The organism is Pseudomonas mucoides, from assembly GCF_015461845.1.
Classification (GTDB): domain Bacteria; phylum Pseudomonadota; class Gammaproteobacteria; order Pseudomonadales; family Pseudomonadaceae; genus Aquipseudomonas; species Aquipseudomonas mucoides.
This window is the reverse complement of record NZ_JACOPW010000007.1, coordinates 40,506-64,751: the sequence shown is the minus strand read 5'-3', so window position 1 is coordinate 64,751 and position 24,246 is coordinate 40,506. Positions and strand designations below refer to the sequence as shown.

Sequence of the window (24,246 nt, the reverse complement as noted above, 5' to 3'; positions counted from 1 at the left end):
ATCGCAAGGAGTTTAGATGAGTGCCGATAACGCCTACGCGGTCGAGCTGAAGGGACTGACCTTCAAGCGCGGTACGCGCAGCATTTTCAATAACGTCGATATCCGTATCCCGCGCGGCAAGGTCACCGGCATCATGGGGCCTTCCGGGTGTGGCAAAACCACGCTGTTGCGATTGATGGGCGCACAATTGCGTCCCACCAAGGGCGAAGTGTGGGTCAACGGCCAGAACCTGCCCAAGTTGTCGCGCAGTGATCTGTTCGATGCGCGCAAACACATGGGGGTGCTGTTTCAGAGCGGCGCCCTGTTTACCGACCTCGATGTGTTCGAGAACGTCGCGTTTCCGCTGCGCGTTCATACCGAGCTGCCGGAAGAAATGATCCGCGACATCGTCCTGCTTAAATTGCAGGCCGTGGGCTTGCGTGGCGCCATCGACCTGATGCCTGACGAGTTGTCCGGTGGCATGAAGCGTCGTGTTGCGCTGGCCCGGGCGATTGCCCTCGATCCGCAGATCCTCATGTACGACGAGCCCTTTGTCGGCCAGGACCCCATTGCCATGGGCGTACTGGTGCGCCTGATCCGCCTGCTCAACGACGCGCTCGGTATCACCAGTATCGTGGTGTCCCACGATCTGGCCGAAACCGCGAGCATCGCCGACTACATCTATGTCGTCGGCGAAGGCCAGGTGTTGGGGCAGGGGACTCCCGCGGAACTGATGAACTCGCAGGAGCCACGGATCCGTCAATTCATGACCGGCGAACCCGACGGTCCGGTCGCATACCACTTTCCAGCGACGGATTACCGCGCAGATCTTCTGGGGAAGCGTTGATGCGCAAGATTTCATTAATAGAGCGCGTGCGCCGGTTTGGCCATGCCGCCATCGACGCGCTGGCGGTGTTCGGCCGCTCGACGATTTTCCTGTTCCATGCCTTGCTCGGTCGCGGTGGCATCGGCGGCGGCTTTGGCCTGCTGATCAAGCAGCTCCATTCTGTCGGCGTGATGTCCCTGGTGATCATTGTCGTCTCCGGCGTGTTCATCGGGATGGTGCTGGCGCTGCAAGGCTTCAACATCCTGTCCAGCTACGGCTCGGAGCAGGCGGTCGGGCAGATGGTTGCGCTGACGCTATTGCGTGAATTGGGACCTGTGGTGACGGCGTTGCTGTTTGCCGGGCGTGCCGGTTCGGCGCTGACGGCGGAAATCGGCAACATGAAATCCACCGAACAGCTGTCCAGTCTGGAAATGATTGGTGTCGACCCGCTCAAATACATCGTCGCCCCGCGCTTGTGGGCCGGCTTCATTTCCCTGCCGGTGCTGGCAATGATTTTCAGCGTGGTGGGTATCTGGGGTGGTTCGTGGGTGGCCGTCGACTGGCTCGGTGTGTATGAAGGTTCGTACTGGTCGAACATGCAAAACAGCGTGACGTTCACTGATGACGTGCTCAATGGCATCATCAAAAGCATCGTCTTCGCGTTCGTCGTGACCTGGATCGCCGTATTCCAAGGCTATGACTGTGAGCCCACTTCCGAGGGGATCAGTCGTGCCACTACCAAGACCGTGGTGTATGCCTCTTTGGCTGTACTCGGCCTGGACTTTATTTTGACCGCCTTGATGTTTGGAGATTTCTGATGCAAAACCGCACCCTGGAAATCGGTGTCGGCCTTTTCTTGCTGGCTGGCATCCTGGCTTTATTGCTGCTGGCGTTGCGGGTGAGTGGTCTGTCCCCGAGCCCGAGCACCGACACGTATAAACTTTATGCGTACTTCGACAATATCGCCGGTTTGACGGTCAGAGCTAAAGTGACCATGGCCGGTGTCACCATCGGCAAGGTCACCGCAATCGATCTGGACCGCGACAGCTTCACCGGTCGGGTGACCATGCAACTGGAAAAGCGCGTAGATAACCTGCCGACCGACTCCACTGCATCTATCCTGACCGCTGGCCTGTTGGGCGAGAAATACATCGGTATCAGCGTGGGCGGCGAAGAAGCCTTGCTCAAGGATGGTGGGACCATCCACGACACCCAGTCGTCGCTGGTGCTTGAGGACCTGATCGGTAAATTCCTGCTCAATACCGTTAGCAAAGACGCCAAATGAGGAGCTTTTGAATGATCTCTACCTTGCGACGTGGCCTGTTGGTAGTACTCACGGCGCTGCCGTTGATGGCTAACGCCGTGGCGGCGCCTACCGCGCACGATCTGGTACAGGACACCACCAACCGGATGCTGGCCGATCTGTCGGCCAACAAAGAGAAGTACAAGCAGGATCCACAGGACTTCTATACGGCGCTGAACACCATCGTCGGACCTGTGGTGGATGCCGAAGGCATCTCCAAGAGCATCATGACGGTCAAGTACTCACGCAAAGCCACGCCGGCACAGATGAAAACCTTCGAAGAAAACTTCAAGAAGGGTCTGTTCCAGTTTTATGGCAATGCGCTGCTCGAGTACAACAATCAGGGCATCACCGTTGACCCGGCCAAAGATGAATCGGGCGATCGCACCAGCGTCGGCATGACCGTCAAAGGCAGTAACGGCGCGATCTATCCGGTGTCTTACACACTGGAAAAGATCAATGGCGAGTGGAAACTGCGCAACGTCATCATCAACGGTATCAACATCGGCAAGCTGTTCCGTGACCAGTTCGCGGATGCGATGCAGCGCAATGGCAACGACCTGGACAAGACCATTAACGGTTGGGCCGGGGAAGTCGCCAAAGCCAAGGCATCGACTGAGAAGCCAGCCCAATGAGTGTGTCGGCCATTCGCATGAGCGAGTCCGGCGAACTTCGGCTTAGCGGCATGCTGGACTACCTCACGGCCCCTGGCTTGCGCAAGCAGGGGCAGGCGTTGATTAAATCGAGCGCGGCTACCGAACTGGTGGTCGACTGCTCGGCAGTGTTGAAGTCCAGCAGCGTCGGATTGTCGCTGCTGCTGTGCTTCATGCGTGATGCAGAGGCGGCTGGCAAGGCGCTGAGCATCCGTGGGATGCCCGAAGACATGCGTGAAATCGCTCAGGTCAGCGAATTGACCGAGCTGTTGGCGCACCCCTGACCGCATCTATAAGGAAGCCCCCCGTCAGAGTCCTGCTTAGCGGGGTTCGCAGGCGCGGGGCTTTTTTGTATGATGTCCGACCCGTGCGCACAGGGCGCCGATTGAGGTTGAGCATGCAGGCCGTAGAAGTGAAGAGCTTCCTTGAAGGAAAGCTGCCCGGAACGTTGGTAGAAGTTGAGGGCGAAGGCTGCAATTTCCAGCTGAACGTGATTAGCGATGAACTGGCGGCGTTGAGCCCGGTGAAGCGTCAGCAGCAGATCTATGCCCATTTGAACCCATGGATCACCGATGGCAGCATCCATGCGGTCACTATGAAATTTTTCAGCAGCGCGGCCTGGGCCGAGCGCACCTGAGCCCAAGGGCGTCGAGATTCTTATGGATAAATTGATTATTACCGGTGGCGTTCGTCTTGATGGCGAAATCCGCATCTCCGGGGCAAAGAACTCTGCCCTGCCGATCCTGGCTGCCACCCTGCTGTGTGATGGCCCGGTAACCGTGGCCAACCTGCCGCACCTGCACGACATCACCACGATGATCGAGCTGTTCGGTCGCATGGGCATCGAGCCGGTGATCGACGAGAAGCTCAGCGTCGAAATCGACCCGCGCACCATCAAGACCCTGATCGCACCGTACGAACTGGTTAAAACCATGCGTGCGTCGATCCTGGTGCTGGGCCCGATGGTTGCCCGTTTCGGTGAAGCCGAAGTCGCACTGCCTGGCGGTTGCGCCATCGGTTCGCGTCCGGTTGACCTGCACATCCGTGGCCTTGAAGCCATGGGTGCGGTCATCGACGTCGAAGGCGGCTACATCAAGGCCAAGGCGCCTGAAGGTGGCCTGCGTGGCGCGCACTTCTTCTTCGACACCGTCAGCGTGACCGGCACCGAAAACATCATGATGGCGGCCGCTCTGGCCAAGGGCCGCAGCGTGTTGCAGAACGCCGCTCGTGAGCCTGAAGTCATCGACCTGGCGAACTTCCTGATCGCCATGGGTGCCAAGATCACTGGCGCCGGCACCGACACCATCACCATTGATGGCGTTGAGCGTCTGCACCCGACCACGTACAAAGTGATGCCTGACCGCATCGAAACCGGCACCTACCTGGTGGCGGCTGCCGTGACCGGCGGTCGTGTGAAGGTCAAGGACACTGATCCGACCATCCTCGAAGCCGTTCTGGAAAAACTCCGCGAGTCGGGTGCCGAAATCACCTGCGGCGAAGACTGGATCGAGCTGAACATGCACGGCAAGCGGCCAAAAGCCGTCAACGTGCGGACCGCTCCATACCCGGCGTTCCCTACCGACATGCAAGCGCAGTTCATCTCCCTCAACGCCATTGCCGAAGGCACGGGCGCTGTGATCGAGACGATCTTCGAAAACCGCTTCATGCACGTTTACGAACTGCACCGCATGGGCGCCAAGATCCAGGTCGAAGGCAACACTGCCATCGTTACCGGCACCGAGACGCTCAAAGGCGCGCCTGTCATGGCCACCGACCTGCGTGCTTCGGCCAGCCTGGTGATCTCGGCGTTGATCGCCGAAGGCGACACGCTGATCGACCGCATCTACCACATCGACCGTGGTTACGAGTGCATCGAAGAGAAACTGCAGATGCTCGGCGCCAAGATCCGCCGCGTACCGGGCTAGTAGTTGCTGCATGGGCATAAGGACATGCCCGTTGAATTGTTGAAGTCGAGCCGGTTTCCGGCTCGATGTGTGTCCGGCGCCATTTGCGACCGGGCATGAGTACCTTGATAAGGACTGACGTTTCCCATGTTGACCATCGCACTGTCCAAGGGCCGCATCCTTGACGACACCCTGCCGCTTCTGGCTGAAGCGGGCATCGTGCCGACCGAGAATCCGGACAAGAGCCGCAAGCTGATCATTCCCACGACCCAGCCTGACGTACGTCTGCTGATCGTGCGCGCCACCGACGTGCCGACCTATGTCGAGCATGGTGCCGCGGACCTCGGCGTCGCCGGTAAAGATGTGCTGATGGAATATGGCGGCCAGGGCCTGTACGAGCCTCTGGACCTGCGCATTGCCCTGTGCAAGCTGATGACCGCCGGCCGTGTCGGCGATGTCGAGCCCAAAGGCCGTCTGCGGGTTGCCACCAAGTTCGTCAACGTTGCCAAGCGCTACTACGCCGAGCAGGGTCGTCAGGTTGACATCATCAAGCTGTACGGCTCGATGGAACTGGCGCCGCTGATTGGTCTGGCCGACAAGATCATCGACGTGGTCGACACCGGCAACACCCTGCGGGCCAATGGCCTGGAGCCTCAGGATTTCATTGCCGACATCAGCTCCCGGCTGATCGTCAACAAAGCTTCGATGAAAATGCAGCACGCCCGTATCCAGGCGTTGATCGACACCCTGCGCAAGGCAGTGGAGTCTCGACACCGCGGCTGATTCACCTGCGCGACGTTAAGTCGCGCCCGTCTATCCGCCTCATAGCCAGAATTCTCAGGTGCCCAAGCGGATCGATGGTAGCTTCGGGCACCTGAGTTTTTGCCATTCCTATGAGGCTCTCGCTATGACCGCACCGACTGCAATTCGCCGACTCAACGCTGCTGACCCGGATTTCGCACATCATCTGGATCATCTGCTGAGCTGGGAAAGTGTGTCTGACGACTCGGTCAATCAGCGGGTGCTGGACATCATCAAAGCCGTGCGCGAGCGTGGCGATGCGGCGCTGGTGGAATTCACCCAGAAGTTCGATGGCCTCGAAGTCGCCTCGATGGCCGACCTGATCCTGCCGCGTGAGCGCCTGGAACTGGCCCTGACCCGGATCACCGTGCCGCAGCGTGAAGCACTGGAAAAAGCCGCGGCCCGCGTGCGCAGCTACCACGAAAAACAGAAACAGGATTCCTGGAGCTACACCGAAGCCGACGGCACGGTGTTGGGCCAGAAGGTCACGCCGCTGGATCGCGCCGGTCTGTATGTGCCGGGCGGCAAAGCGTCGTATCCGTCTTCGGTGCTGATGAACGCGATCCCGGCCAAAGTGGCGGGCGTGACCGAAGTGGTCATGGTGGTGCCGACCCCGCGCGGTGAAATCAACGAGCTGGTACTGGCTGCGGCCTGCATTGCCGGCGTCGACCGCGTGTTCACCATCGGCGGCGCCCAAGCGGTTGCCGCGCTGGCTTACGGCACCGAAAGCGTGCCGAAGGTCGATAAAGTGGTGGGCCCGGGCAACATCTATGTCGCCACCGCCAAGCGTCATGTGTTTGGTCAGGTCGGTATCGACATGATCGCCGGTCCGTCCGAGATTCTCGTGGTGTGCGACGGCCAGACCGATCCGGACTGGATCGCCATGGACCTGTTCTCCCAGGCCGAGCACGATGAAGACGCCCAGGCGATTCTGGTCAGCCCGGACGCCGAATTCCTCGACAAGGTCGCCGCGAGCATCGCCAAGCTGCTGCCAACCATGGAACGCGCCGAGATCATCGAAACCTCGATCAATGGCCGGGGCGCGTTGATCAAGGTCCGCGACATGGAACAAGCCATCGAAGTGGCCAACCGCATCGCACCGGAACACCTTGAGTTGTCGGTCGCTGATCCGCAGGCGTGGTTGCCGCAGATCCGTCACGCGGGCGCGATCTTCATGGGCCGTCACACCTCCGAAGCCTTGGGCGACTACTGCGCCGGTCCGAACCACGTGTTGCCGACGTCTGGCACCGCGCGTTTTTCTTCGCCGCTGGGTGTGTACGACTTCCAGAAACGCTCCTCGATCATCTTCTGTTCCGAGCAGGGTGCGTCCGAGTTGGGCAAGACCGCTTCCGTACTGGCCCGTGGCGAGTCGCTGACGGCCCACGCCCGTAGTGCCGAATACCGCATCATTGACGACAAGCAGGGGAACTGAAGATGAGTAAATTCTGGAGCCCCTTCGTCAAGAGCCTGGTGCCTTACGTGCCGGGCGAGCAGCCAAAATTGACGAAACTGGTGAAGCTCAACACCAACGAAAACCCGTACGGTCCATCGCCTAAAGCCCTGGCGGCGATGCAGACCGAACTGAACGACAATCTGCGTTTGTACCCGGACCCGAACAGCGACCTGCTCAAGCAGGCTGTTGCCAGGTACTACGGCGTGCAAGGCAATCAGGTGTTCCTCGGCAACGGTTCCGATGAAGTCCTGGCGCACATCTTCCACGGTCTGCTGCAACACGATCAGCCGCTGCTGTTCCCGGACATCAGCTACAGCTTCTATCCGGTTTACTGCGGGTTGTATGGCATCAGGTTCGACGCGGTGCCGCTGGACGAGCAGTTCCAGATCAACCCGGCCGACTACGCCAAGCCAAACGGCGGGATCATCTTCCCGAACCCGAATGCACCGACCGGTTGCCTGCTGGCGCTGGACGCCGTTGAGCAGATCCTCAAGGCCAGCCCGGATTCAGTGGTCGTGGTAGATGAGGCCTACATCGACTTTGGCGGAGAGACGGCGATCACGTTGGTGGACCGTTATCCGAACCTGCTGGTGACTCAGACCCTGTCCAAATCCCGTTCACTGGCCGGCCTGCGGGTTGGCCTGGCGGTGGGGCATCCGGACTTGATCGAGGCGCTGGAGCGGATCAAGAACAGCTTCAACTCTTATCCGCTGGATCGCCTGGCGATTGTCGGGGCTGCGGCGGCGTTTGAGGATCGTGAGTACTTCGACAAGACCTGTCAGCTGGTGATCGAGAGTCGCGACAAGGTCGTCGGGCAACTTGAGGCGAAGGGTTTTGAGGTGTTGCCGTCGGCAGCCAACTTCATTTTTGCCCGTCATCCGAAGCACGATGCGGCAGGGCTGGCGGCGAAGTTGCGAGAGCAGGGCGTGATCGTTCGGCACTTCAAGCAGGAGCGGATTGCCCAGTTCCTGCGGATCTCCATCGGCACACCGGAGCAGAACCAGGCGCTGATCGACGGCCTCGGCGACCTCTAAACCACCACCACCCCTGTTGGAGCGTGGCTTGCCCGCGATGAACGATAACGCGGTGTACCTGATACACCGCGGTGTTGCCATCGCGGGCAAGCCACGCTCCCACAAGGGATCTGGAGGGCTGTTACTCTTCTTCTTTCTCTTTGACCGGTGCCGGTGGTGGGCGCAGGCCGATCTCGGCAGTGAGCTTCAGCTCCTTGCCATTGCGCATTACTTGAACCGTCACCTTGTCCGTCGGCTTGATCCGCGCGACCTGGTTCATCGAACGGCGACCATCGCCGGCCGGTTCGCCGTCGATGCTGAGAATCACATCACCCAATTGCAGGCCGGCTTTCTGCGCCGGACCGTCACGGAAGATCCCCGCGACTACAATCCCCGGACGTCCCGACAGACCGAACGACTCCGCCAGTTCCTGGCTCAACGGCTGCACTTCAATGCCCAGCCAGCCGCGAATCACCTGGCCGTGTTCGATGATCGACTTCATCACTTCCATCGCCAGTTTGACCGGGATCGCAAACCCGATGCCTTGCGAGCCGCCAGATTTGGAGAAAATCGCCGTGTTGATGCCGGTCAGGTTGCCATTGGCGTCCACCAACGCACCGCCGGAGTTGCCGGGATTGATCGCAGCGTCGGTCTGGATGAAATCTTCGTAGTTGTTCAGGCCCAGCTGATTGCGCCCGGTGGCGCTGATGATGCCCATGGTCACGGTCTGGCCGACACCGAACGGGTTGCCGATGGCCAGCGCCACGTCGCCGATGCGGATGTTGTCGGAACGGCCGATGGTGATTGCCGGCAGGGTCTTCAGGTCGATCTTCAATACCGCGAGATCGGTTTCCGGGTCGCTGCCGATCACGCGAGCCAGGGTCTCACGGCCATCCTTGAGCGCCACGACAATCTGGTCGGCCCCGGTGGTTACGTGGTTGTTGGTCAGGATGTAACCTTCCGGGCTCATGATCACGCCAGAACCCAGGCTCGACTCCATACGCTTCTGTTTGGGCGAATTGTCCCCGAAGAAGCGGCGAAACTGCGGGTCTTCGAACAGTGGGTGATTCGGTTTGTTGATGACCTTGGTGGTGTACAGGTTGACCACCGCAGGTGCGGCAATGACCACGGCGTCGGCATAGGACACCGGCCCCTGTTGCACACTGGTGGTTTGCGGTGCTTGCTGCAAGTTCACGTCGAGGCTCGGAAGCCCGACCCACTGCGGGTAACGCTGAATTATCAAAAGAGCGATAAGCACGCCGGCCAACAGCGGCCAGCCGGAAAAACGCAGCGCCTTGAGCATTAAGCACTTCCTGAAAGGTTGCAGGCGGTATGAGACCGCCCATAATGTCGCGCATTATACGAGGCCAAGCGCGCCTCTGAACGGGATATTTAGGAGTCTTTTATGGCCGTCGCCCTGAGCACCCTGGTCGAAGAAGCCGACCGTTACCTCTCCAGCGCCAAAATTGCCGATTATTGCCCCAACGGCTTGCAGGTCGAGGGCCGGCCGCAAGTGATGCGCATTGTCAGTGGCGTCACAGCCAGCCAGGCACTGCTGGACGCGGCGGTCGAAGCCGAGGCCGATCTGGTGCTGGTGCATCACGGTTATTTCTGGAAAGGCGAGAACCCGTGCATCACCGGCATGAAACAGCGTCGATTGAAGACCTTGCTCAAGCACGACATCAGCCTGCTTTCTTATCACTTGCCGCTGGATCTGCACCCGGAAGTCGGCAACAACGTGCAACTGGCACGTCAGCTCGACATCACCGTCGAAGGTCCGCTGGATCCGGACAATCTTAAAGTTGTTGGCCTGGTCGGTTCGTTGAGCGAACCGATGACGCCGCGTGATTTCGCCCGTCGCGTGCAGGAAGTCATGGGCCGCGAGCCGCTGCTGATCGAAGGCAGCGAGATGATCCGCCGGGTCGGTTGGTGCACGGGCGGCGGTCAGGGTTACATCGATCAGGCAGTGTTGGCCGGTGTCGATCTTTACCTCAGTGGCGAAGCCTCCGAGCAGACCTTTCACAGCGCGCGGGAAAACGACATCAGCTTCATCGCCGCCGGCCATCACGCCACCGAGCGTTATGGTGTCCAGGCACTGGGTGATTATCTGGCGCGCCGGTTTGCCCTCGAACATATCTTCATTGATTGCCCCAATCCTATTTGAGGGTTTGTGCAAATTCTGTGAACAGCACCCTTCAAGAATGTGGGAGGGCGTTTGCTTCCGCATGGGGCTGTGGCGCCCAAACGAGGGGGTATATTCATATACCCTTTCGATCTAGTTGGCGTCCTGATTAGAAGAGGTCGCTGTGCTAGGATTCTTCGCTCGAACACGGCCCGCTGGCCGTCCATAAGATCGTTTTCGTGAGTAGCCATGGTCGACAAACTGACGCATCTGAAACAGCTGGAGGCCGAAAGCATCCACATCATCCGCGAGGTCGCCGCCGAGTTCGATAACCCGGTGATGCTGTACTCCGTCGGTAAAGATTCCGCCGTGATGCTGCACCTTGCGCGCAAGGCGTTCTTCCCGGGCAAGCTGCCGTTCCCGGTGATGCACGTCGACACCCGGTGGAAGTTCAAGGAAATGTACGCGTTCCGCGACCGCATGGTCGAAGAGCTCGGCCTTGACCTGCTGGTACACGTGAACCCCGATGGCGTTGCACAGGGCATCAACCCGCTGACCCACGGCAGTGCCAAGCACACCGATATCATGAAAACCGAAGGCCTCAAGCAGGCCCTCGACAAGTATGGTTTCGATGCCGCTTTCGGTGGTGCCCGTCGTGACGAAGAGAAATCCCGCGCCAAAGAACGCGTGTATTCCTTCCGCGACACCAAGCATCGCTGGGACCCGAAAAACCAGCGTCCAGAGCTGTGGAACGTCTACAACGGCAACGTCAACAAGGGCGAATCCATTCGTGTGTTCCCGTTGTCGAACTGGACCGAACTGGACATCTGGCAGTACATCTACCTCGAAGGCATCCCGATTGTGCCGCTGTATTTCGCCGCCGAACGCGACGTCATCGAAATGAATGGCACCTGGATCATGATTGACGACGAACGTCTGCTCAATCACCTGAGCGATGAAGACAAGGCGCGCATCGTCAAGAAGAAGGTCCGTTTCCGTACGCTCGGCGACTACCCGCTGACCGGTGCGGTCGAGTCCGAGGCTGTCACGCTGACCGACATCATTCAGGAAATGCTCCTGACGCGAACTTCCGAACGCCAGGGCCGGGTCATCGACCACGATGGCGCAGGCTCGATGGAAGAAAAGAAACGTCAGGGTTATTTCTAAGGGGTTGTCATGTCGCACGTATCTGATTTGATCAGCGAGGACATCCTCGCCTACCTGGGCCAGCACGAACGCAAGGAAATGCTGCGCTTTCTGACCTGTGGCAACGTCGATGACGGCAAGAGCACCCTGATCGGGCGCCTGCTGCACGACTCCAAGATGATCTACGAAGATCACCTGGAAGCCATTACCCGCGACTCGAAGAAAGTCGGCACCACCGGTGATGACATCGACCTGGCGTTGCTGGTCGACGGCCTGCAGGCCGAGCGTGAGCAGGGCATCACCATCGATGTCGCTTACCGCTATTTCTCCACCGCCAAGCGCAAATTCATCATCGCCGACACCCCCGGCCATGAGCAGTACACCCGCAACATGGCCACCGGTGCATCCACCTGTGACCTGGCGATCATCCTGGTCGACGCCCGTTATGGCGTGCAGACCCAGACCCGTCGCCACAGCTTTATCGCTTCGTTGCTGGGCATCAAACACATCGTTGTGGCCATCAACAAGATGGACCTCAACGGCTTCGACGAAAATGTCTTTGAGTCGATCAAGGCCGATTACCTGAAGTTCGCCGAAGGCATCGCCTTCAAGCCGACCACCATGGCCTTCGTGCCGATGTCGGCGCTCAAGGGCGACAACGTGGTGAACAAGTCCGAGCGCTCGCCGTGGTACACCGGCCAGTCGCTGATGGAAATTCTGGAAACCGTCGAAATCGCCAGCGACCGCAACTACACCGACCTGCGTTTCCCGGTGCAGTACGTCAACCGTCCAAACCTGAACTTCCGTGGTTTCGCCGGCACCCTGGCCAGCGGCGTCGTGCACAAGGGCGACGAAGTCGTTGTGCTGCCGTCAGGCAAGAGCAGCCGCGTGAAATCCATCGTCACCTTCGAAGGTGAGCTGGAGCATGCCGGTCCAGGCCAGGCAGTGACGCTGACCATGGAAGACGAAATCGACATCTCCCGCGGCGACTTGCTGGTACACGCCGACAACCTGCCGCAAGTGACTGACGCCTTCGACGCCATGCTGGTGTGGATGGCCGAAGAGCCGATGTTGCCGGGCAAGAAATACGACATCAAACGCGCTACCACTTACGTGCCGGGTTCGATTACCAGCATCGTCAACCGCGTTGACGTGAACACCCTGGAAGAAGGTCCGGCCAGCGCCTTGCAACTGAACGAAATCGGTCGGGTCAAGATCAGCCTCGACGCGGCCATCGCGCTGGACGGTTACGCAAGTAACCGCACCACCGGTTCGTTCATCGTCATTGATCGTTTGACCAATGGCACCGTCGCCGCTGGCATGATCATCGCTCAGCCGGTGGCCCATGGCAGCGCTACGCACCATGGCAAGCTCGCTCACGTCGCCACTGAAGAACGCGCCCAGCGCTTCGGCCAGCAACCGGCCACCGTGTTGTTCAGCGGCCTGTCGGGCGCTGGTAAAAGCACCCTGGCCTACGCGGTTGAACGCAAGCTGTTCGACATGGGCCGTGCGGTGTTTGTGCTCGATGGTCAGAACCTGCGCCATGACCTGAACAAAGGTCTGCCACAGGATCGCGCCGGGCGTACCGAGAACTGGCGTCGTGCGGCACACGTAGCGCGTCAGTTCAACGAAGCCGGTTTGCTGACCCTCGCAGCCTTCGTTGCACCGAGTGCTGAAGGTCGTGAGCAGGCCAGGGAACTGATCGGCAAGGAGCGTTTGCTGACCGTTTACGTCCAGGCCTCGCCGACTGTTTGCGCCGAACGTGACCCGCAGGGTCTGTACGCGGCGGCCGGGGATAACATCCCGGGCGATTCCTTCCCGTTCGATGTGCCGCTGGATGCTGACCTTGTGGTCGATACCCAGTCGCTGTCGCTGGAAGAGAGCGTCAAGCAGGTGCTGGATCTGCTGCGTAGCCGCGGCGCGATCTAAGCGCTAAGCCGGCCATAAAAAACCCGCCGATGAGTGATCATCGGCGGGTTTTTTTGTGTCCTTAAGATCGCCATCGCGAGCAAGCTCGCGATGAGGCCGGAACGCGCGCCTCAAGACTTGGCTGGATACTCCCGGTGCATCTGCCCCAGCAACGCATCCTTATCCAGCCACAGCTGGTTGATCCACCCCTGAAACTGCAATCGATACTCGCCATCCTGGTCGTAGTTCTTGCCAATAAACTGCGGCGGTATCTTCAGCTCCTGAAAATGCACGACCACGTCCTTCACATTCCCGCAGAGCAAATCCCAATAGCCCGGACGGCCGCCCGGATAGTGAATCGTCACGTTGACGATGGACTCCAGCTGCTCGCCCATCGCATCCAGCACAAACGCAATGCCACCGGCCTTGGGTTTGAGCAAATACTTGAACGGTGATTTCTGCTGGGCATGCTTGCCTTCGGTGAAGCGCGTGCCCTCGACGAAGTTGAAAATCCCCACCGGGCTGTTGCGAAACTTCGCGCAGGTCTTGCGGGTGGTTTCCAGGTCTTTGCCTTTCTTCTCCGGGTGCTTTTCCAGGTACGCCTTGGAATAGCGCTTCATGAACGGAAAGCCCAGCGTCCACCACGCCAGACCAATCACCGGCACCCAGATCAGCTCCTGCTTGAGAAAAAACTTCAGCGGCTGGATGCGACGGTTGAGCACGTATTGCAGCACCATGATGTCGACCCAGCTCTGGTGGTTGCTGGTGATCAGGTACGAGTGCCGATAGTCCAGGCTTTCCAGGCCACTGAGGTGCCAGCGGGTGCGGCAGACCAGGTTCATCCAGGCCTTGTTGTTGCTGATCCACGCTTCATGGGTGTGGCTCATCAGCCAGCGCGTGAAACGCTGGGTGATGGCGAACGGCAGCACCTTGAAAATCGCCACGCAGAACAGAAACGAGCACAGCAGAATGGTATTGAGGGCCAACAACAACGAGGCAATCACGCCGCGCATGGCGGCAGGCAGGGAGTCCAGCATTTAAACATCCATAGGTCGGTTGGCAGCCTGGATCGCGGTCAACGCGATGGTGTAGACGATGTCATCGACTTGCGCACCGCGCGGCAGGTCGTTCACCGGTTTGCGCAGGCCTTGCAGCATCGGCCCGAGACTCACGCAGTCGGCGCTGCGCTGCACGGCTTTGTGGGTGGTGTTGCCGGTGTTCAGGTCGGGGAACACGAACACCGTCGCGCGACCGGCGACCTGGCTGTTGGGGGCCAGTTGCCGGGCGACGGTTTCGTTGGCGGCGGCGTCGTACTGCAACGGGCCGTCGATCAGCAGCGAGTTTTGCTGTTCGTGGGCGAGCAGCGTCGCCTCGCGGACCTTCTCGACTTCTTCGCCACTGGCGGACTCTCCGCTGGAATAGCTGATCATCGCCACGCGCGGAGTGATGCCAAACGCGGCCGCCGAGTCGGCGCTTTGCAGGGCGATCTCGGCCAGTTCGCTGGCGCTCGGGTGCGGGTTCATCACGCAGTCGCCGTAGACCAGCACTTCTTCGGGGAACAGCATGAAGAACACTGACGACACCAAGGTGCAGCCCGGCGCGGTTTTAATCAGCTGCAGGGCCGGGCGGATGGTGTTGGCGGTGGAGTGAATGACCCCGGAGACGAGGCCATCGACTTCATCCAGCGCCAGCATCATGGTGCCGATCACCACAGTGTCTTCCAGTTGCTGCTCGGCCATCGGCGCGTTGAGGCTTTTGCTTTTGCGCAGGGCAACCATTGGCTCGACATAGCGTTCGCGGATCAGGTCCGGGTCGAGAATTTCCAGCCCCGGCGGCAGCTCGATGCCTTGGGCGCGGGCGACGGCTTCGACGTCCGCCGGTTTCGCCAGCAACACGCAACGGGCAATGCCACGGGCCTGACAGATCGCCGCGGCTTGTACGGTCAACGGCTCGCTGCCTTCTGGCAACACGATGCGTTTGTTCGCCGCCTGGGCACGCTGGATCAATTGATAACGGAACACGGCGGGCGACAGGCGCATCTCACGCGGGGTACCGCAGCGCTGGTGCAGCCAGTTGGCATCGAGATGGCTGGCGACGAAGTCGGTGATGATCTCCGCACGCTCGCGGTCGTCGATCGGGATTTCCTTGTTCAAACCGTTCAACTGGTTCGCGGTGTCGTAGGAGCCAGTGCTCACCGACAGCACCGGCAAACCGGCCTGCAAGGCGCCACGGCAAAGGTCCATGATGCGCGGGTCGGGCAGGGTGTCGCTGGTCAGCAGCAGGCCGGCCAGCGGCACGCCGTTCATGGCCGCGAGGCTGACGGCGAGGATGATGTCGTCGCGATCACCGGGTGTCACCACCAGCACGCCGGGCTTGAGCAGCTCCACGGTGTTGCGCATGGTGCGGGCGCAGATGATGATGTTGGTCATGCGCCGGGTTTCATAATCGCCGGCATTGAGGATTTGTGCGCCCATCAGGTCGGCGACGTCGCGGGTGCGCGGCGCATTCAATTCCGGCTGGAACGGGATGCAGCCCAGCAAACGGAAATCACCGCTGCGCAGCAACGGCGAGTGTTCTTTCAAGCGCGTGGCGAAGACGTCCATGCTTTCGTCGGTCTTGACCTTGTTGAGGATCACGCCGAGTACTTTCGGGTCCTTCGGCCCGCCGAACAATTGGGCCTGCAATTCCACGCGGCCGGAGAGCTCGGTCAGGGCTTCGCTTTCTGGCGCGGAGACCAGAATCACGTCGGCATCCAGGCTCTTGGCCAAATGCAGATTGACCCGCGCGGCGTAACTGGCGCTGCGGGTCGGGACCATGCCTTCCACGACCAGCACGTCCTTGCCGACGGCGGCTTGCTGATACAGGGTGATGATTTCTTCGAGCAGCTCATCCAGCTGGCCATCACCGAGCATGCGCTCGACGTGCGCCAGGCCGAGCGGCTGCGGTGGCCGTAAACCGTGGGTGCGCGCCACCAGTTCGGTGGACCGCTCCGGGCCGGTGTCGCCCGGGTGTGGCTGGGCAATCGGTTTGAAAAAACCGACCTTGAGGCCGGCACGCTCAAGGGTGCGCACCAGCCCGAGGCTGATGGAGGTCAGACCCACACCAAAATCGGTGGGTGCGATAAAAAAAGTTTGCATGCGGATTCTCTAAGGGAGCATGGCAAAGGCGATCGTTTATACCTGACGATCTACCGAAATTCAGTCGCCAAGGTTATCGCTAACCGGGCCTTGTGCGCACCAACCGCAATCAAAGGGCTGGCCTATTTTTTCAATACGTTGCGCGGGATCCAGGACCCAGGCACGCGATTGCCACGGTGGCTGGTGGCGCAGGTGCTGAGTATGGCCGCAGGAAAGCTCGGCCACCCAATGCCCGTCCTCATCCTGATGGAAACCGGTGACCGTTGCGCTTGGCGTCGCCAACCTTCCGTCCGGGTTGTGTTCGCTTTCGGGCGATGGCTTCGCTAAACTTGGCCTTTCTTCATTCTTATGCAAAAGGTCTCGCCCCATGCTGATCGCCGCCAATAAGGCTGTCTCCATCGACTATACCCTGACCAACGACGCTGGTGAGGTCATCGACAGCTCCGCCGGTGGCGCGCCGCTGGTCTACCTGCAAGGCGCAGGTAACATCATCCCGGGCCTGGAAAAGGCTCTGGAAGGCAAAGCTGTCGGCGACGAGCTGACCGTAGCCGTTGAACCTGAAGATGCCTATGGCGAGTACGCTGCCGAACTGGTCAGCACCCTGAGCCGCAGCATGTTCGAAGGCGTCGACGAGCTGGAAGTAGGTATGCAGTTCCACGCATCCGCTCCGGACGGCCAGATGCAGATCGTCACCATTCGCGATCTGGACGGCGACGATGTCACCGTCGACGGCAACCACCCGTTGGCCGGTCAGCGCCTGAATTTCCAGGTCAAGATCATCGACATCCGTGACGCCAGCCAGGAAGAAGTCGCTCATGGTCACGTCCATGGCGAAGGTGGCCATCACCACTGATTTTCTGCGCTAAGCTCAGAGAACTGGAGAGGCGCCCGAGGGCGCCTTTTTAGTCGGCGGCTGTCCCTGGCGGCATTGCCAAGTGGCTGTTTCGAGAAGAACACGGGAATTTGGAGTTCGTCATGAGTGCTTTTCACGACCTTAAGTTGACAGCCCTGGATGGACAGGAGCTACCGCTGGCGCCTTTCAAAGGGCAAGTCGTGCTGGTGGTCAACGTCGCCTCCAAATGTGGCTTGACCCCACAGTACGCGGCGCTGGAAAACCTCTACCAGCAATACAAAGGTAAGGGTTTCAGCGTACTCGGCTTGCCTTGCAACCAGTTTGCCGGGCAGGAGCCGGGTTCCGAACAGGAAATCCAGGAGTTTTGCAGCCTCAACTATGGTGTGACCTTTCCGTTGTCCAGCAAGCTGGAAGTCAACGGTCATGAGCGTCATCAGCTGTACCGCCTGCTGGCGGGCGAGGGCGCGGAATTCCCGGGTGACATTACCTGGAACTTCGAAAAATTCCTGCTGGGCAAGGACGGTCGTGTGCTGGCGCGGTTTTCCCCGCGTACGGCGCCGGATGATCCGACGATCGTGCATGCGATTGAAAAAGCGCTGAGCTGACCCCCCCAAAAAATCGCAGCCCTAGGGCTGCGATTTTTTATGCCTGCCTTTTGTCCCTTAATCACTCAGATCAATAGTGCTGGGCTTGGCTTTGAACTGCACATATTATCGCCGTCATAAAATTCCATCCCGTCGATATCGTTTTCGTGGAGTGCCCCATGCCCGTTAAAGCCCTGTTCAAACCGTTCCACCTCGGCACCCTCGAACTGCCGACCCGCGTCGTCATGGCGCCGATGACCCGTTCGTTTTCACCGGGTGGCGTGCCTAATTCCAAAGTGATCGAGTACTACCGTCGTCGCGCCGCCGCAGGCGTCGGCTTGATCATCACCGAAGGCACCACCGTCGGTCACAAGGCGTCGAACGGCTACCCGAACGTGCCACATTTCTACGGTGAAGCCGCGCTGGCCGGCTGGAAGAAAGTTGTCGATGCGGTGCATGCCGAAGGCGGCAAGATCGTTCCACAGCTGTGGCATGTCGGCAGCGTGCGCCGTATCGGCACCGAACCGGATGCGAACGTGCCGGGTTACGGCCCGTCAGAAAAACTGAAAGACGGTCAGGTCGTGGTTCATGGCATGACCAAACAGGATATTCAGGACGTGATCTCCGCGTTCGCCCAAGCCGCCAAGGATGCCCAGAGCATCGGCATGGACGGCGTGGAAATCCACGGTGCCCACGGCTATCTGGTCGACCAGTTCTTCTGGGAAGGCAGCAACCAGCGCACCGACGAATACGGTGGCGATCTGGCCAACCGTTCACGTTTTGCTATCGAACTGATTGAAGCGGTGCGCGCCGCGGTCGGTGAAGGTTTCCCGATCATCTTCCGTTTCTCGCAATGGAAGCAGCAGGATTACACCGCGCGTCTGGTGCAAACCCCGGAAGCGCTGGGCGAGTTCCTCAAGCCGTTGTCCGACGCTGGCGTGGATATTTTTCACTGCTCGACGCGCCGTTTCTGGGAGCCGGAATTCGACGGTTCCGAGCTGAACCTGGCCGGCTGGACCCGCAAACTGACGGGCAAACCGACTATCACCGTGGGCAGCGTGGGCCTGGATGGCGAGTTCCTGCAGTTCATGGTCAACACCGACAAGATTGCCCAGCCGGCGAGCCTGGAGAAACTGCTGGAGCGTCTGAACAACGACGAATTCGATCTGGTGGCGGTGGGGCGTGCGTTGCTGGTTGATCCGGATTGGGCGCAAAAAGTACGAGACGGTCGAGAGGAAGACATCCTGCCGTTCAGCCGAGAGGCGTTGATGACGTTGGTTTAAGTCGCGTCTGGAAGGGCCTCTTCGCTAGCAGGCTCGCTCCCGCAGGTTTTGAGTACGACACAGAACCCCTGTAGGAGTGAGCCTGCTCGCGATGACTGACCCAATGTCACCAACCATCAAGGGACAGTCGATGCAGTCGGCACCACCAACTCCCCCACACAAGCCCCCCGCAACTGCCCCTCGAACTGCTCGATAATCGCCGCCCAACCCTGCCGGCTCGCATGCTGTCGCGCATTCAGGCGCACGCAGCGCAAGGTCTCGCGCTCTTCCAGCAGCCACACTGCCGCATCACAGAACGCCTCTTCATCCCCCGGCATCGCCAGCACGCCGTTATAGCCATGACGGATATGTTGAGCGGCGGCCGCCTGATCGTAAGCGACCACCCCCAATCCCGACGCTAATGCCTCAAGCACCACATTGCCGAACGTTTCGGTCATGCTCGGGAACAGAAATACGTCACCGGATGCGTAGTGACTGGCCAACGCTTCGCCGCGTTTCGAACCGCAGAAAACCGCCTCGGGCAGTTCCTGCTCCAGCGTCGCTCGTTGGGGGCCGTCGCCGATCACGATCAAACGCAGGTTGCGCTGGGGATAAGTGGCCTTCAGTGCGTCGAAACTGCGCTTGAGCAAGCCGAGGTTTTTCTCCGGGGCCAAGCGCCCGACATGAATGATCGCGATGTCGTTCTCGGCCAATCCCCATTGTTCCCGCAGCGATGCCAGCCTTTTGCTCGGATGAAACAATTGGCTGTCGACCCCCCGGGAGAGCAATGCCAGGCGTTCGAAGCTGCGACGCTCAAGCTCCATGCGCTGACTGGGGCTCGGCACCAGGGTCAGGGTCGAACGGTTGTGGAACCAGCGCAGGTAGTGAGTCAGCAATCGCGTCAGCAACCCCAGTCCGTATTGGTTGGAGTACTGCTGAAAGTTGGTGTGAAAGCCGCTGACCACCGAAATCCCCAGCCGCCGTGCCGCACGCAATGCAGACAAGCCCAGCGGCCCTTCAGTGGCGATGTAGAGCACGTCCGGGCGATGCCGGGTCCAGCGCCTGAGCAACTTGTGCATCGACGACTGGCCCCATTGCAGGCCGGGATAGCCCGGTAGCGGCCAGCCGCGGCACAACAGCAAATCATCGTCACTGCTCATCTGCAGATCACACAGTTGGCGTGGCCGGACCAATTCCACCTGATGCCCGCGCGCGCGCAAACCGTCGCACAAACGGCCAAGGGTATTGGCCACGCCGTTGATTTCCGGAGGGAATGTTTCAGTGATCAGGGTGATATGCAGAGCTGTCGTCATGACCTCAGTGTGGGCTGAGGCCATGTCGTCATTGTGGCGCTTTGATGATGGATTTATGACCTGATCAGCGCTGGGCCACCAGATTCTCCGCGCCGCGCTCACGCACCCAGAACAACGTCGCGCCCGCCACGGCGGCCGGCATCATCAGAATGTTGACCACCGGGATCAACAGCACCAGATACACGCTGCCGCCAAAGCTCATGCTCTGCCAGCGCTTCTGCCGCAGCCAGGCGAGCATCTCGTTCCAGCCCAGTTTGTGGTTGTCTGCCGGGTAGTCGATGTACTGGATCGCCATCATCCACACCCCGAACAACAGCCACAGCGGCGCAGCAATGATGTTGACCACCGGGATGAAGGACAGGATGAACAGCCCGATCGCCCGGGGCAGGAAGTAGCCGAGTTTGCGCATCTCCCGGGACAGGGTGCGCGGAATCATGGCGATCAGTTCGCCCCAGCTGAAGGACGGGAAGTCGTCGGTGCCGCGCACCACCACTTCGACTTTCTCCGCGAGGAAGCCGTTGAAGGGCGCGGCGATGACGTTGGCGAGCATGGTGAAGGTGAAAAACACCATCAACACCACCAGCACCACAAAAATTGGCCAGAGGATGTAGCTGAGAAAACTCAGCCAGTCGGGCAGGGTCGGCATCAGCGTATCGACCCACACACTGAATTGATGGCCAGCCAGATAAATCAATCCGACGAACAGCACCAGGTTGATGGCCAGTGGCAACAACACGAATAAACGCAGGCTGGGGCTGAGGACCAACTTGAGGCCTTCACGCAGGTATTGCGGTCCGGACAGGACGGGTGCGGGCATAACGTGCTCCGGGCAGAGGGAAACGCGCCGACCTTACCGGCTTTGCCGAAAGGGGGAAAGCGCGGCGGCGGTATCGACATTCACTGTAACAAAGACGCCTATATAGTCGCCGCAGTGGGATAGAGACCGCCTATGAGCTGGATTGTTAAACCGTATTTCCTTAATCTTCGCCCCCTCGATACGCTGCACCCAATCTTTTTGCAGGACTGTCGTACTCAAGCCTTCCCCAAGGTCAACCACGGTCCTTTTTTATTCCCGCCGGCAACCCGGCGTTCCGCGCCCGTTGTTCAGGGCCGGTCAACAGGAGCAGGTCATGTCTGAAGTCCGTCATTCGCGAGTGATTATTCTCGGTTCCGGCCCTGCCGGTTACAGCGCTGCGGTCTATGCCGCCCGTGCCAACCTCAAGCCGCTGCTGATCACCGGCATGCAAGCCGGCGGTCAGCTGACCACCACCACCGAAGTCGACAACTGGCCGGGCGACGTCCACGGCTTGACCGGCCCGGCGTTGATGGAGCGCATGAAAGAGCACGCCGAGCGTTTTGAGACCGAGATTGTTTTCGATCACATCAATGCCGTGGACTTTGCTTCCAAGCCGTACACCCTGATCGGCGACAGCGCGAAGTACACCTGCGACGCACTGATCATCGCGACCGGCGCCAGCGCTCGTTACCTGGGCCTGCCGTCGGAAGAAGCATTCATGGGCAAAGGCGTGTCGGCCTGCGCGACCTGCGACGGTTTCTTCTACCGCAACAAGCCAGTGGCTGTGGTCGGCGGCGGCAACACCGCGGTTGAAGAGGCGCTGTACCTGGCCAACATCGCCAGCAAGGTGACCCTGATCCACCGTCGCGAAACCTTCCGCGCCGAGAAGATCCTGATCGACAAGCTCAATGCCCGGGTTGCCGAAGGCAAAATCGAGCTGAAACTGAACTCGAACCTGGACGAAGTCCTGGGCGACAACATGGGCGTGACCGGTGCTCGCCTGAAGAACAACGACGGCAGCTTCGACGAGCTGAAAGTCGACGGCGTGTTCATCGCCATCGGCCACACCCCGAACACCTCGTTGTTCGAAGGTCAGCTGACGTTGAAAGACGGCTACCTGGTGGTGCAGGGCGGCCGTGAAGGCAACGCCACAGCGACCAGCGTTGAAGGTATCTTTGCCGCCGGTGACGTGGCTGACCACGTTTACCGTCAGGCCATCACCTCGGCCGGCGCCGGCTGCATGGCGGCACTGGACACCGAGCGTTACCTGGACGACCTGCAGAACGCCACGTTCTGAGATCGTTGAAATGAAAAAACCGGCCTCGACCGGTTTAATGAGATGGTCACCCCACACCCTGCGAGGGCTACGCTTTCGCAGGGTGTTTTGTTTTCGCAGGCCATCATCATGAGCGAGTCAGCGCTGATCGGTATCGATCTCGGTAAACACAGTTTCCACCTTCACGGCCAGGATAAGTCGGGTCGTGAGGTGTTTCGCAAAAAGTTCTCACGACCGCAGGTGATGCATTTTTTCGGCAACCTGCCGAGCTGGGTAGTCGTTTGCTGAGCTTGCCGTGTGTCGGGCCGATCACCGCCAGCCTATTGGCTGTGGAGATGGGCGATGGTCAGCAGTACCGATGCAGTCGCGATTTTGCTGCGTCCGTTGGCTTGGTGCCCAGGCAGTACAGCACGGGTGGCAAGGCCAACCTGCTGGGGATCCAATAAACTAGCGCGTATCGCCTGGGCGATAGCCGCTCACCCTACGCAGTATGAAGCAGGGCCAGGCGCGCTGAAGAAACTGTAGGAGTGAGCCTGCTCGCGATAGCGGTGTTTCAGTCGACATCAATGTTGAATGATCGATGTCATCGCAAGCAAGTTCGCTCCCACAGGCGGGGCGTCAGACCTTCAGCCTTTGAGCCGCTCCTGAACGAAATCCATCACTTTCAGCGATTGATAGATCGCATTGGCGGCCACGCGCCCGAACGGCCCGCCATTCCAGTCCAGCAGGTAAGGCTTGAACAACTCATACCGCTTCGTTTCCCCGCACACCGCCTCGGCAATCACCCGCCCACCAATCGAGCCGGTATTCAGACCGTGACCGCCAAATGAAGTACAGGCCCAAACACCCGGTTCCAATAATCCCAGGTTGGGCATTTTATTGGTGGAGTACCCCATCAGACCGGACCAGGCCAATTCGATCTTTACCGGTGCCAGTTGCGGGTAGACCGACACCATGTCGGCCTTGAGCATCGCCGCCAGGGCTTGCTCGTTCTGTTCGTTGCGGGTCGTGATCCGTCCACCCCAGAGGAGGCGGTCGCCTTCGACGATGCGGTAGTAGTCAGACGCGCGGCGGTCATCGGAAAAAGCCGCGCCGGAATCGAGGACGTTTTTGATCGAGTCGCCCAGGTGTTCGGTCAACACCACATAGGTGGCGATGGGCAGGTACGCGCGGCTGAGCTTTTGCAACTCGGCGCCGCCATAACCGCCGGCGCAGAACACCAGGTCCTTGCAGCACACGGTGCCATGCCCGGTCTTGATGATGTTGTCGCTGCCTTCACGGTGCCAGGCGAGCATCTTCGATTGCTCGAAAATCCTGCTTCCAGCCGTTTCGATGGCCAGGGCCAGGCCCAGGCAATAATTGAGCGGGTGGAAATGCATGGCGTTCGGGTCTTCGACACCCTGGAAATAGCGCAACGTGTGTGCCCGTTCGCGGATTTGCGCGGTGTCGAGAAAGTTGAGTTCATACCCGAAATCGCGGCGCATGGCGTCAATGTGGCTTTTCACGCCGGCACCGTCGTCGTAGCGCTTGACCCGAATCGTGCCGGCGGACGGCGTGCAACCGCTCAGGGCCAATTCAGCGATGTTGCGGCGGACAATCTCCACGCCTTCGACCGACATCTGGAACAGCGCCCTGGCGTGTTCCAGCCCAAGTTTCTTGCGAATCGCGCCAGACCCTTCCGCCCAGCCCGGCGAGACCACGCCGCCATTGCGTCCAGACGCGCCCCAAGCGACCTGATGGGCTTCGAGGATGATCACGCGCTTGCCGCGGCGGGTCAGCTCAAGGGCCGCCGTGAGGCCGGCGATGCCGGCACCGATGATGCACACGTCGCAGGTTTCGTCCGTGTTCAATTCAGACCTGGCTGGGCGGGGCAGCGAGGTCCGGGAATACCAGGTGTTGGGGAAGGACATGGTCAAT

At 59.9% G+C, this 24,246-nt stretch carries 25 protein-coding genes and 1 pseudogene; 19 read left to right on the top strand and 7 right to left on the bottom strand.

The window, feature by feature from the left end; translation table 11 throughout:
• Positions 1-16: 16 nt before the first annotated feature.
• The 10 genes from H8F22_RS25205 to hisC all read left to right on the top strand — a co-directional run bounded on the left by H8F22_RS25205 (position 17) and on the right by hisC (position 7,953).
• Entirely contained in the window at positions 17-826 is an 810-nt protein-coding gene (locus tag H8F22_RS25205) for an ATP-binding cassette domain-containing protein (protein ID WP_027924537.1), read from the top strand.
• Positions 826-1,623 carry a lipid asymmetry maintenance ABC transporter permease subunit MlaE gene (gene mlaE / locus H8F22_RS25200; protein ID WP_027924538.1) on the top strand — a complete coding sequence of 266 codons (798 nt, stop codon included), beginning with the start codon at positions 826-828 and terminating at the stop codon, positions 1,621-1,623. The genes H8F22_RS25205 and mlaE overlap by 1 nt, the downstream gene beginning before the upstream one ends.
• On the top strand, positions 1,623-2,090 hold the full coding sequence (gene mlaD / locus H8F22_RS25195) for an outer membrane lipid asymmetry maintenance protein MlaD (protein ID WP_027924539.1): 468 nt from the start codon (positions 1,623-1,625) through the stop codon (positions 2,088-2,090). The genes mlaE and mlaD overlap by 1 nt, the downstream gene beginning before the upstream one ends.
• Positions 2,091-2,101: 11 nt before the next feature.
• The gene (locus H8F22_RS25190; RefSeq protein ID WP_027924540.1) at positions 2,102-2,743 is read left to right on the top strand and encodes an MlaC/ttg2D family ABC transporter substrate-binding protein; all 642 of its coding nucleotides are present in this window, start codon (positions 2,102-2,104) and stop codon (positions 2,741-2,743) included.
• Positions 2,740-3,045: an STAS domain-containing protein gene (locus tag H8F22_RS25185; RefSeq protein ID WP_027924541.1), complete on the top strand. Its 306-nt coding sequence runs from the start codon at positions 2,740-2,742 to the stop codon at positions 3,043-3,045. Before H8F22_RS25190 ends, H8F22_RS25185 begins: the two co-directional genes overlap by 4 nt.
• A gap of 113 nt (positions 3,046-3,158) precedes the next feature.
• The gene (locus H8F22_RS25180) at positions 3,159-3,398 is read left to right on the top strand and encodes a BolA family protein (protein ID WP_007912386.1); all 240 of its coding nucleotides are present in this window, start codon (positions 3,159-3,161) and stop codon (positions 3,396-3,398) included.
• Between the two features lie 22 nt (positions 3,399-3,420).
• A complete protein-coding gene (gene murA / locus H8F22_RS25175) occupies positions 3,421-4,686 on the top strand; it encodes a UDP-N-acetylglucosamine 1-carboxyvinyltransferase (RefSeq protein WP_027924542.1) in 1,266 nt (421 codons plus the stop codon).
• 126 nt (positions 4,687-4,812) lie between these two features.
• Entirely contained in the window at positions 4,813-5,448 is a 636-nt protein-coding gene (hisG, locus tag H8F22_RS25170; protein ID WP_007942738.1) for an ATP phosphoribosyltransferase, read from the top strand.
• A gap of 124 nt (positions 5,449-5,572) precedes the next feature.
• The gene (gene hisD, locus H8F22_RS25165; RefSeq protein WP_027924543.1) at positions 5,573-6,898 is read left to right on the top strand and encodes a histidinol dehydrogenase; all 1,326 of its coding nucleotides are present in this window, start codon (positions 5,573-5,575) and stop codon (positions 6,896-6,898) included.
• Between the two features lie 2 nt (positions 6,899-6,900).
• Positions 6,901-7,953 (top strand): histidinol-phosphate transaminase, encoded by a 1,053-nt coding sequence (gene hisC / locus H8F22_RS25160; protein ID WP_027924544.1) that lies wholly within the window; start codon positions 6,901-6,903, stop codon positions 7,951-7,953.
• Positions 7,954-8,074: 121 nt separating this feature from the next.
• Here the strand turns inward: hisC and algW are convergent, their stop codons facing one another.
• Positions 8,075-9,235 carry a Do family serine endopeptidase AlgW gene (gene algW, locus H8F22_RS25155; protein WP_027924545.1) on the bottom strand — a complete coding sequence of 387 codons (1,161 nt, stop codon included), beginning with the start codon at positions 9,233-9,235 and terminating at the stop codon, positions 8,075-8,077.
• A 102-nt stretch (positions 9,236-9,337) separates the two neighbouring features.
• Here algW and H8F22_RS25150 point away from each other — a divergent pair, with 102 nt between their 5' ends.
• From H8F22_RS25150 to cysN, 3 genes are all read left to right on the top strand, one after another.
• Positions 9,338-10,096: a Nif3-like dinuclear metal center hexameric protein gene (locus H8F22_RS25150; RefSeq protein ID WP_027924546.1), complete on the top strand. Its 759-nt coding sequence runs from the start codon at positions 9,338-9,340 to the stop codon at positions 10,094-10,096.
• Positions 10,097-10,303: 207 nt separating this feature from the next.
• Complete coding sequence (gene cysD / locus H8F22_RS25145; protein WP_027924547.1) at positions 10,304-11,221, top strand: sulfate adenylyltransferase subunit CysD; 918 nt, start codon at positions 10,304-10,306, stop codon at positions 11,219-11,221.
• A gap of 9 nt (positions 11,222-11,230) precedes the next feature.
• The gene (gene cysN / locus H8F22_RS25140) at positions 11,231-13,129 is read left to right on the top strand and encodes a sulfate adenylyltransferase subunit CysN (protein WP_194940804.1); all 1,899 of its coding nucleotides are present in this window, start codon (positions 11,231-11,233) and stop codon (positions 13,127-13,129) included.
• Positions 13,130-13,239: 110 nt separating this feature from the next.
• Here cysN and H8F22_RS25135 read toward each other — a convergent pair whose 3' ends face one another.
• The 3 genes from H8F22_RS25135 to H8F22_RS25125 are packed head-to-tail and all read right to left on the bottom strand — an operon-like array spanning position 13,240 to position 16,644.
• Positions 13,240-14,145 (bottom strand): acyltransferase, encoded by a 906-nt coding sequence (locus tag H8F22_RS25135; protein ID WP_027924549.1) that lies wholly within the window; start codon positions 14,143-14,145, stop codon positions 13,240-13,242.
• Positions 14,146-16,245, bottom strand: a complete 2,100-nt coding sequence (pta, locus tag H8F22_RS25130) for a phosphate acetyltransferase (protein WP_027924550.1) — start codon at positions 16,243-16,245, stop codon at positions 14,146-14,148. It abuts the gene before it with no gap.
• Between the two features lie 60 nt (positions 16,246-16,305).
• A complete protein-coding gene (locus H8F22_RS25125) occupies positions 16,306-16,644 on the bottom strand; it encodes a DUF3565 domain-containing protein (protein ID WP_194940803.1) in 339 nt (112 codons plus the stop codon).
• On the opposite strand from H8F22_RS25125, the gene H8F22_RS25120 reads away from it, so the two are divergent.
• From H8F22_RS25120 to H8F22_RS25110, 3 genes are all read left to right on the top strand, one after another.
• A complete protein-coding gene (locus H8F22_RS25120; protein WP_045061434.1) occupies positions 16,613-17,098 on the top strand; it encodes an FKBP-type peptidyl-prolyl cis-trans isomerase in 486 nt (161 codons plus the stop codon). The genes H8F22_RS25125 and H8F22_RS25120 overlap by 32 nt on opposite strands.
• A gap of 122 nt (positions 17,099-17,220) precedes the next feature.
• Positions 17,221-17,703 carry a glutathione peroxidase gene (locus H8F22_RS25115; RefSeq protein WP_027924552.1) on the top strand — a complete coding sequence of 161 codons (483 nt, stop codon included), beginning with the start codon at positions 17,221-17,223 and terminating at the stop codon, positions 17,701-17,703.
• Positions 17,704-17,861: 158 nt separating this feature from the next.
• Positions 17,862-18,965 (top strand): NADH:flavin oxidoreductase, encoded by a 1,104-nt coding sequence (locus tag H8F22_RS25110; protein ID WP_194940802.1) that lies wholly within the window; start codon positions 17,862-17,864, stop codon positions 18,963-18,965.
• Between the two features lie 116 nt (positions 18,966-19,081).
• Here H8F22_RS25110 and H8F22_RS25105 read toward each other — a convergent pair whose 3' ends face one another.
• Positions 19,082-20,281, bottom strand: coding sequence for a glycosyltransferase family 4 protein (locus H8F22_RS25105; protein ID WP_027924554.1), 1,200 nt, complete (start codon positions 20,279-20,281; stop codon positions 19,082-19,084).
• Between the two features lie 40 nt (positions 20,282-20,321).
• Positions 20,322-21,074, bottom strand: coding sequence for a sulfate transporter CysZ (gene cysZ / locus H8F22_RS25100; protein WP_027924555.1), 753 nt, complete (start codon positions 21,072-21,074; stop codon positions 20,322-20,324).
• 313 nt (positions 21,075-21,387) lie between these two features.
• On the opposite strand from cysZ, the gene trxB reads away from it, so the two are divergent.
• The 3 genes and pseudogenes from trxB to H8F22_RS25090 all read left to right on the top strand — a co-directional run.
• Complete coding sequence (trxB, locus tag H8F22_RS25095) at positions 21,388-22,350, top strand: thioredoxin-disulfide reductase (RefSeq protein ID WP_027924556.1); 963 nt, start codon at positions 21,388-21,390, stop codon at positions 22,348-22,350.
• Positions 22,351-22,392: 42 nt separating this feature from the next.
• Positions 22,393-22,617 carry a hypothetical protein gene (locus tag H8F22_RS33135; protein ID WP_050590210.1) on the top strand — a complete coding sequence of 75 codons (225 nt, stop codon included), beginning with the start codon at positions 22,393-22,395 and terminating at the stop codon, positions 22,615-22,617.
• Positions 22,596-22,854: pseudogene (locus H8F22_RS25090) on the top strand (transposase); the annotation flags it as partial. The gene H8F22_RS33135 and the pseudogene H8F22_RS25090, both read left to right, overlap by 22 nt.
• A 101-nt stretch (positions 22,855-22,955) precedes the next feature.
• Here H8F22_RS25090 and H8F22_RS25085 read toward each other — a convergent pair.
• Positions 22,956-24,239 (bottom strand): NAD(P)/FAD-dependent oxidoreductase, encoded by a 1,284-nt coding sequence (locus tag H8F22_RS25085; protein ID WP_027924557.1) that lies wholly within the window; start codon positions 24,237-24,239, stop codon positions 22,956-22,958.
• Between the last annotated feature and the right edge of the window lie 7 nt (positions 24,240-24,246).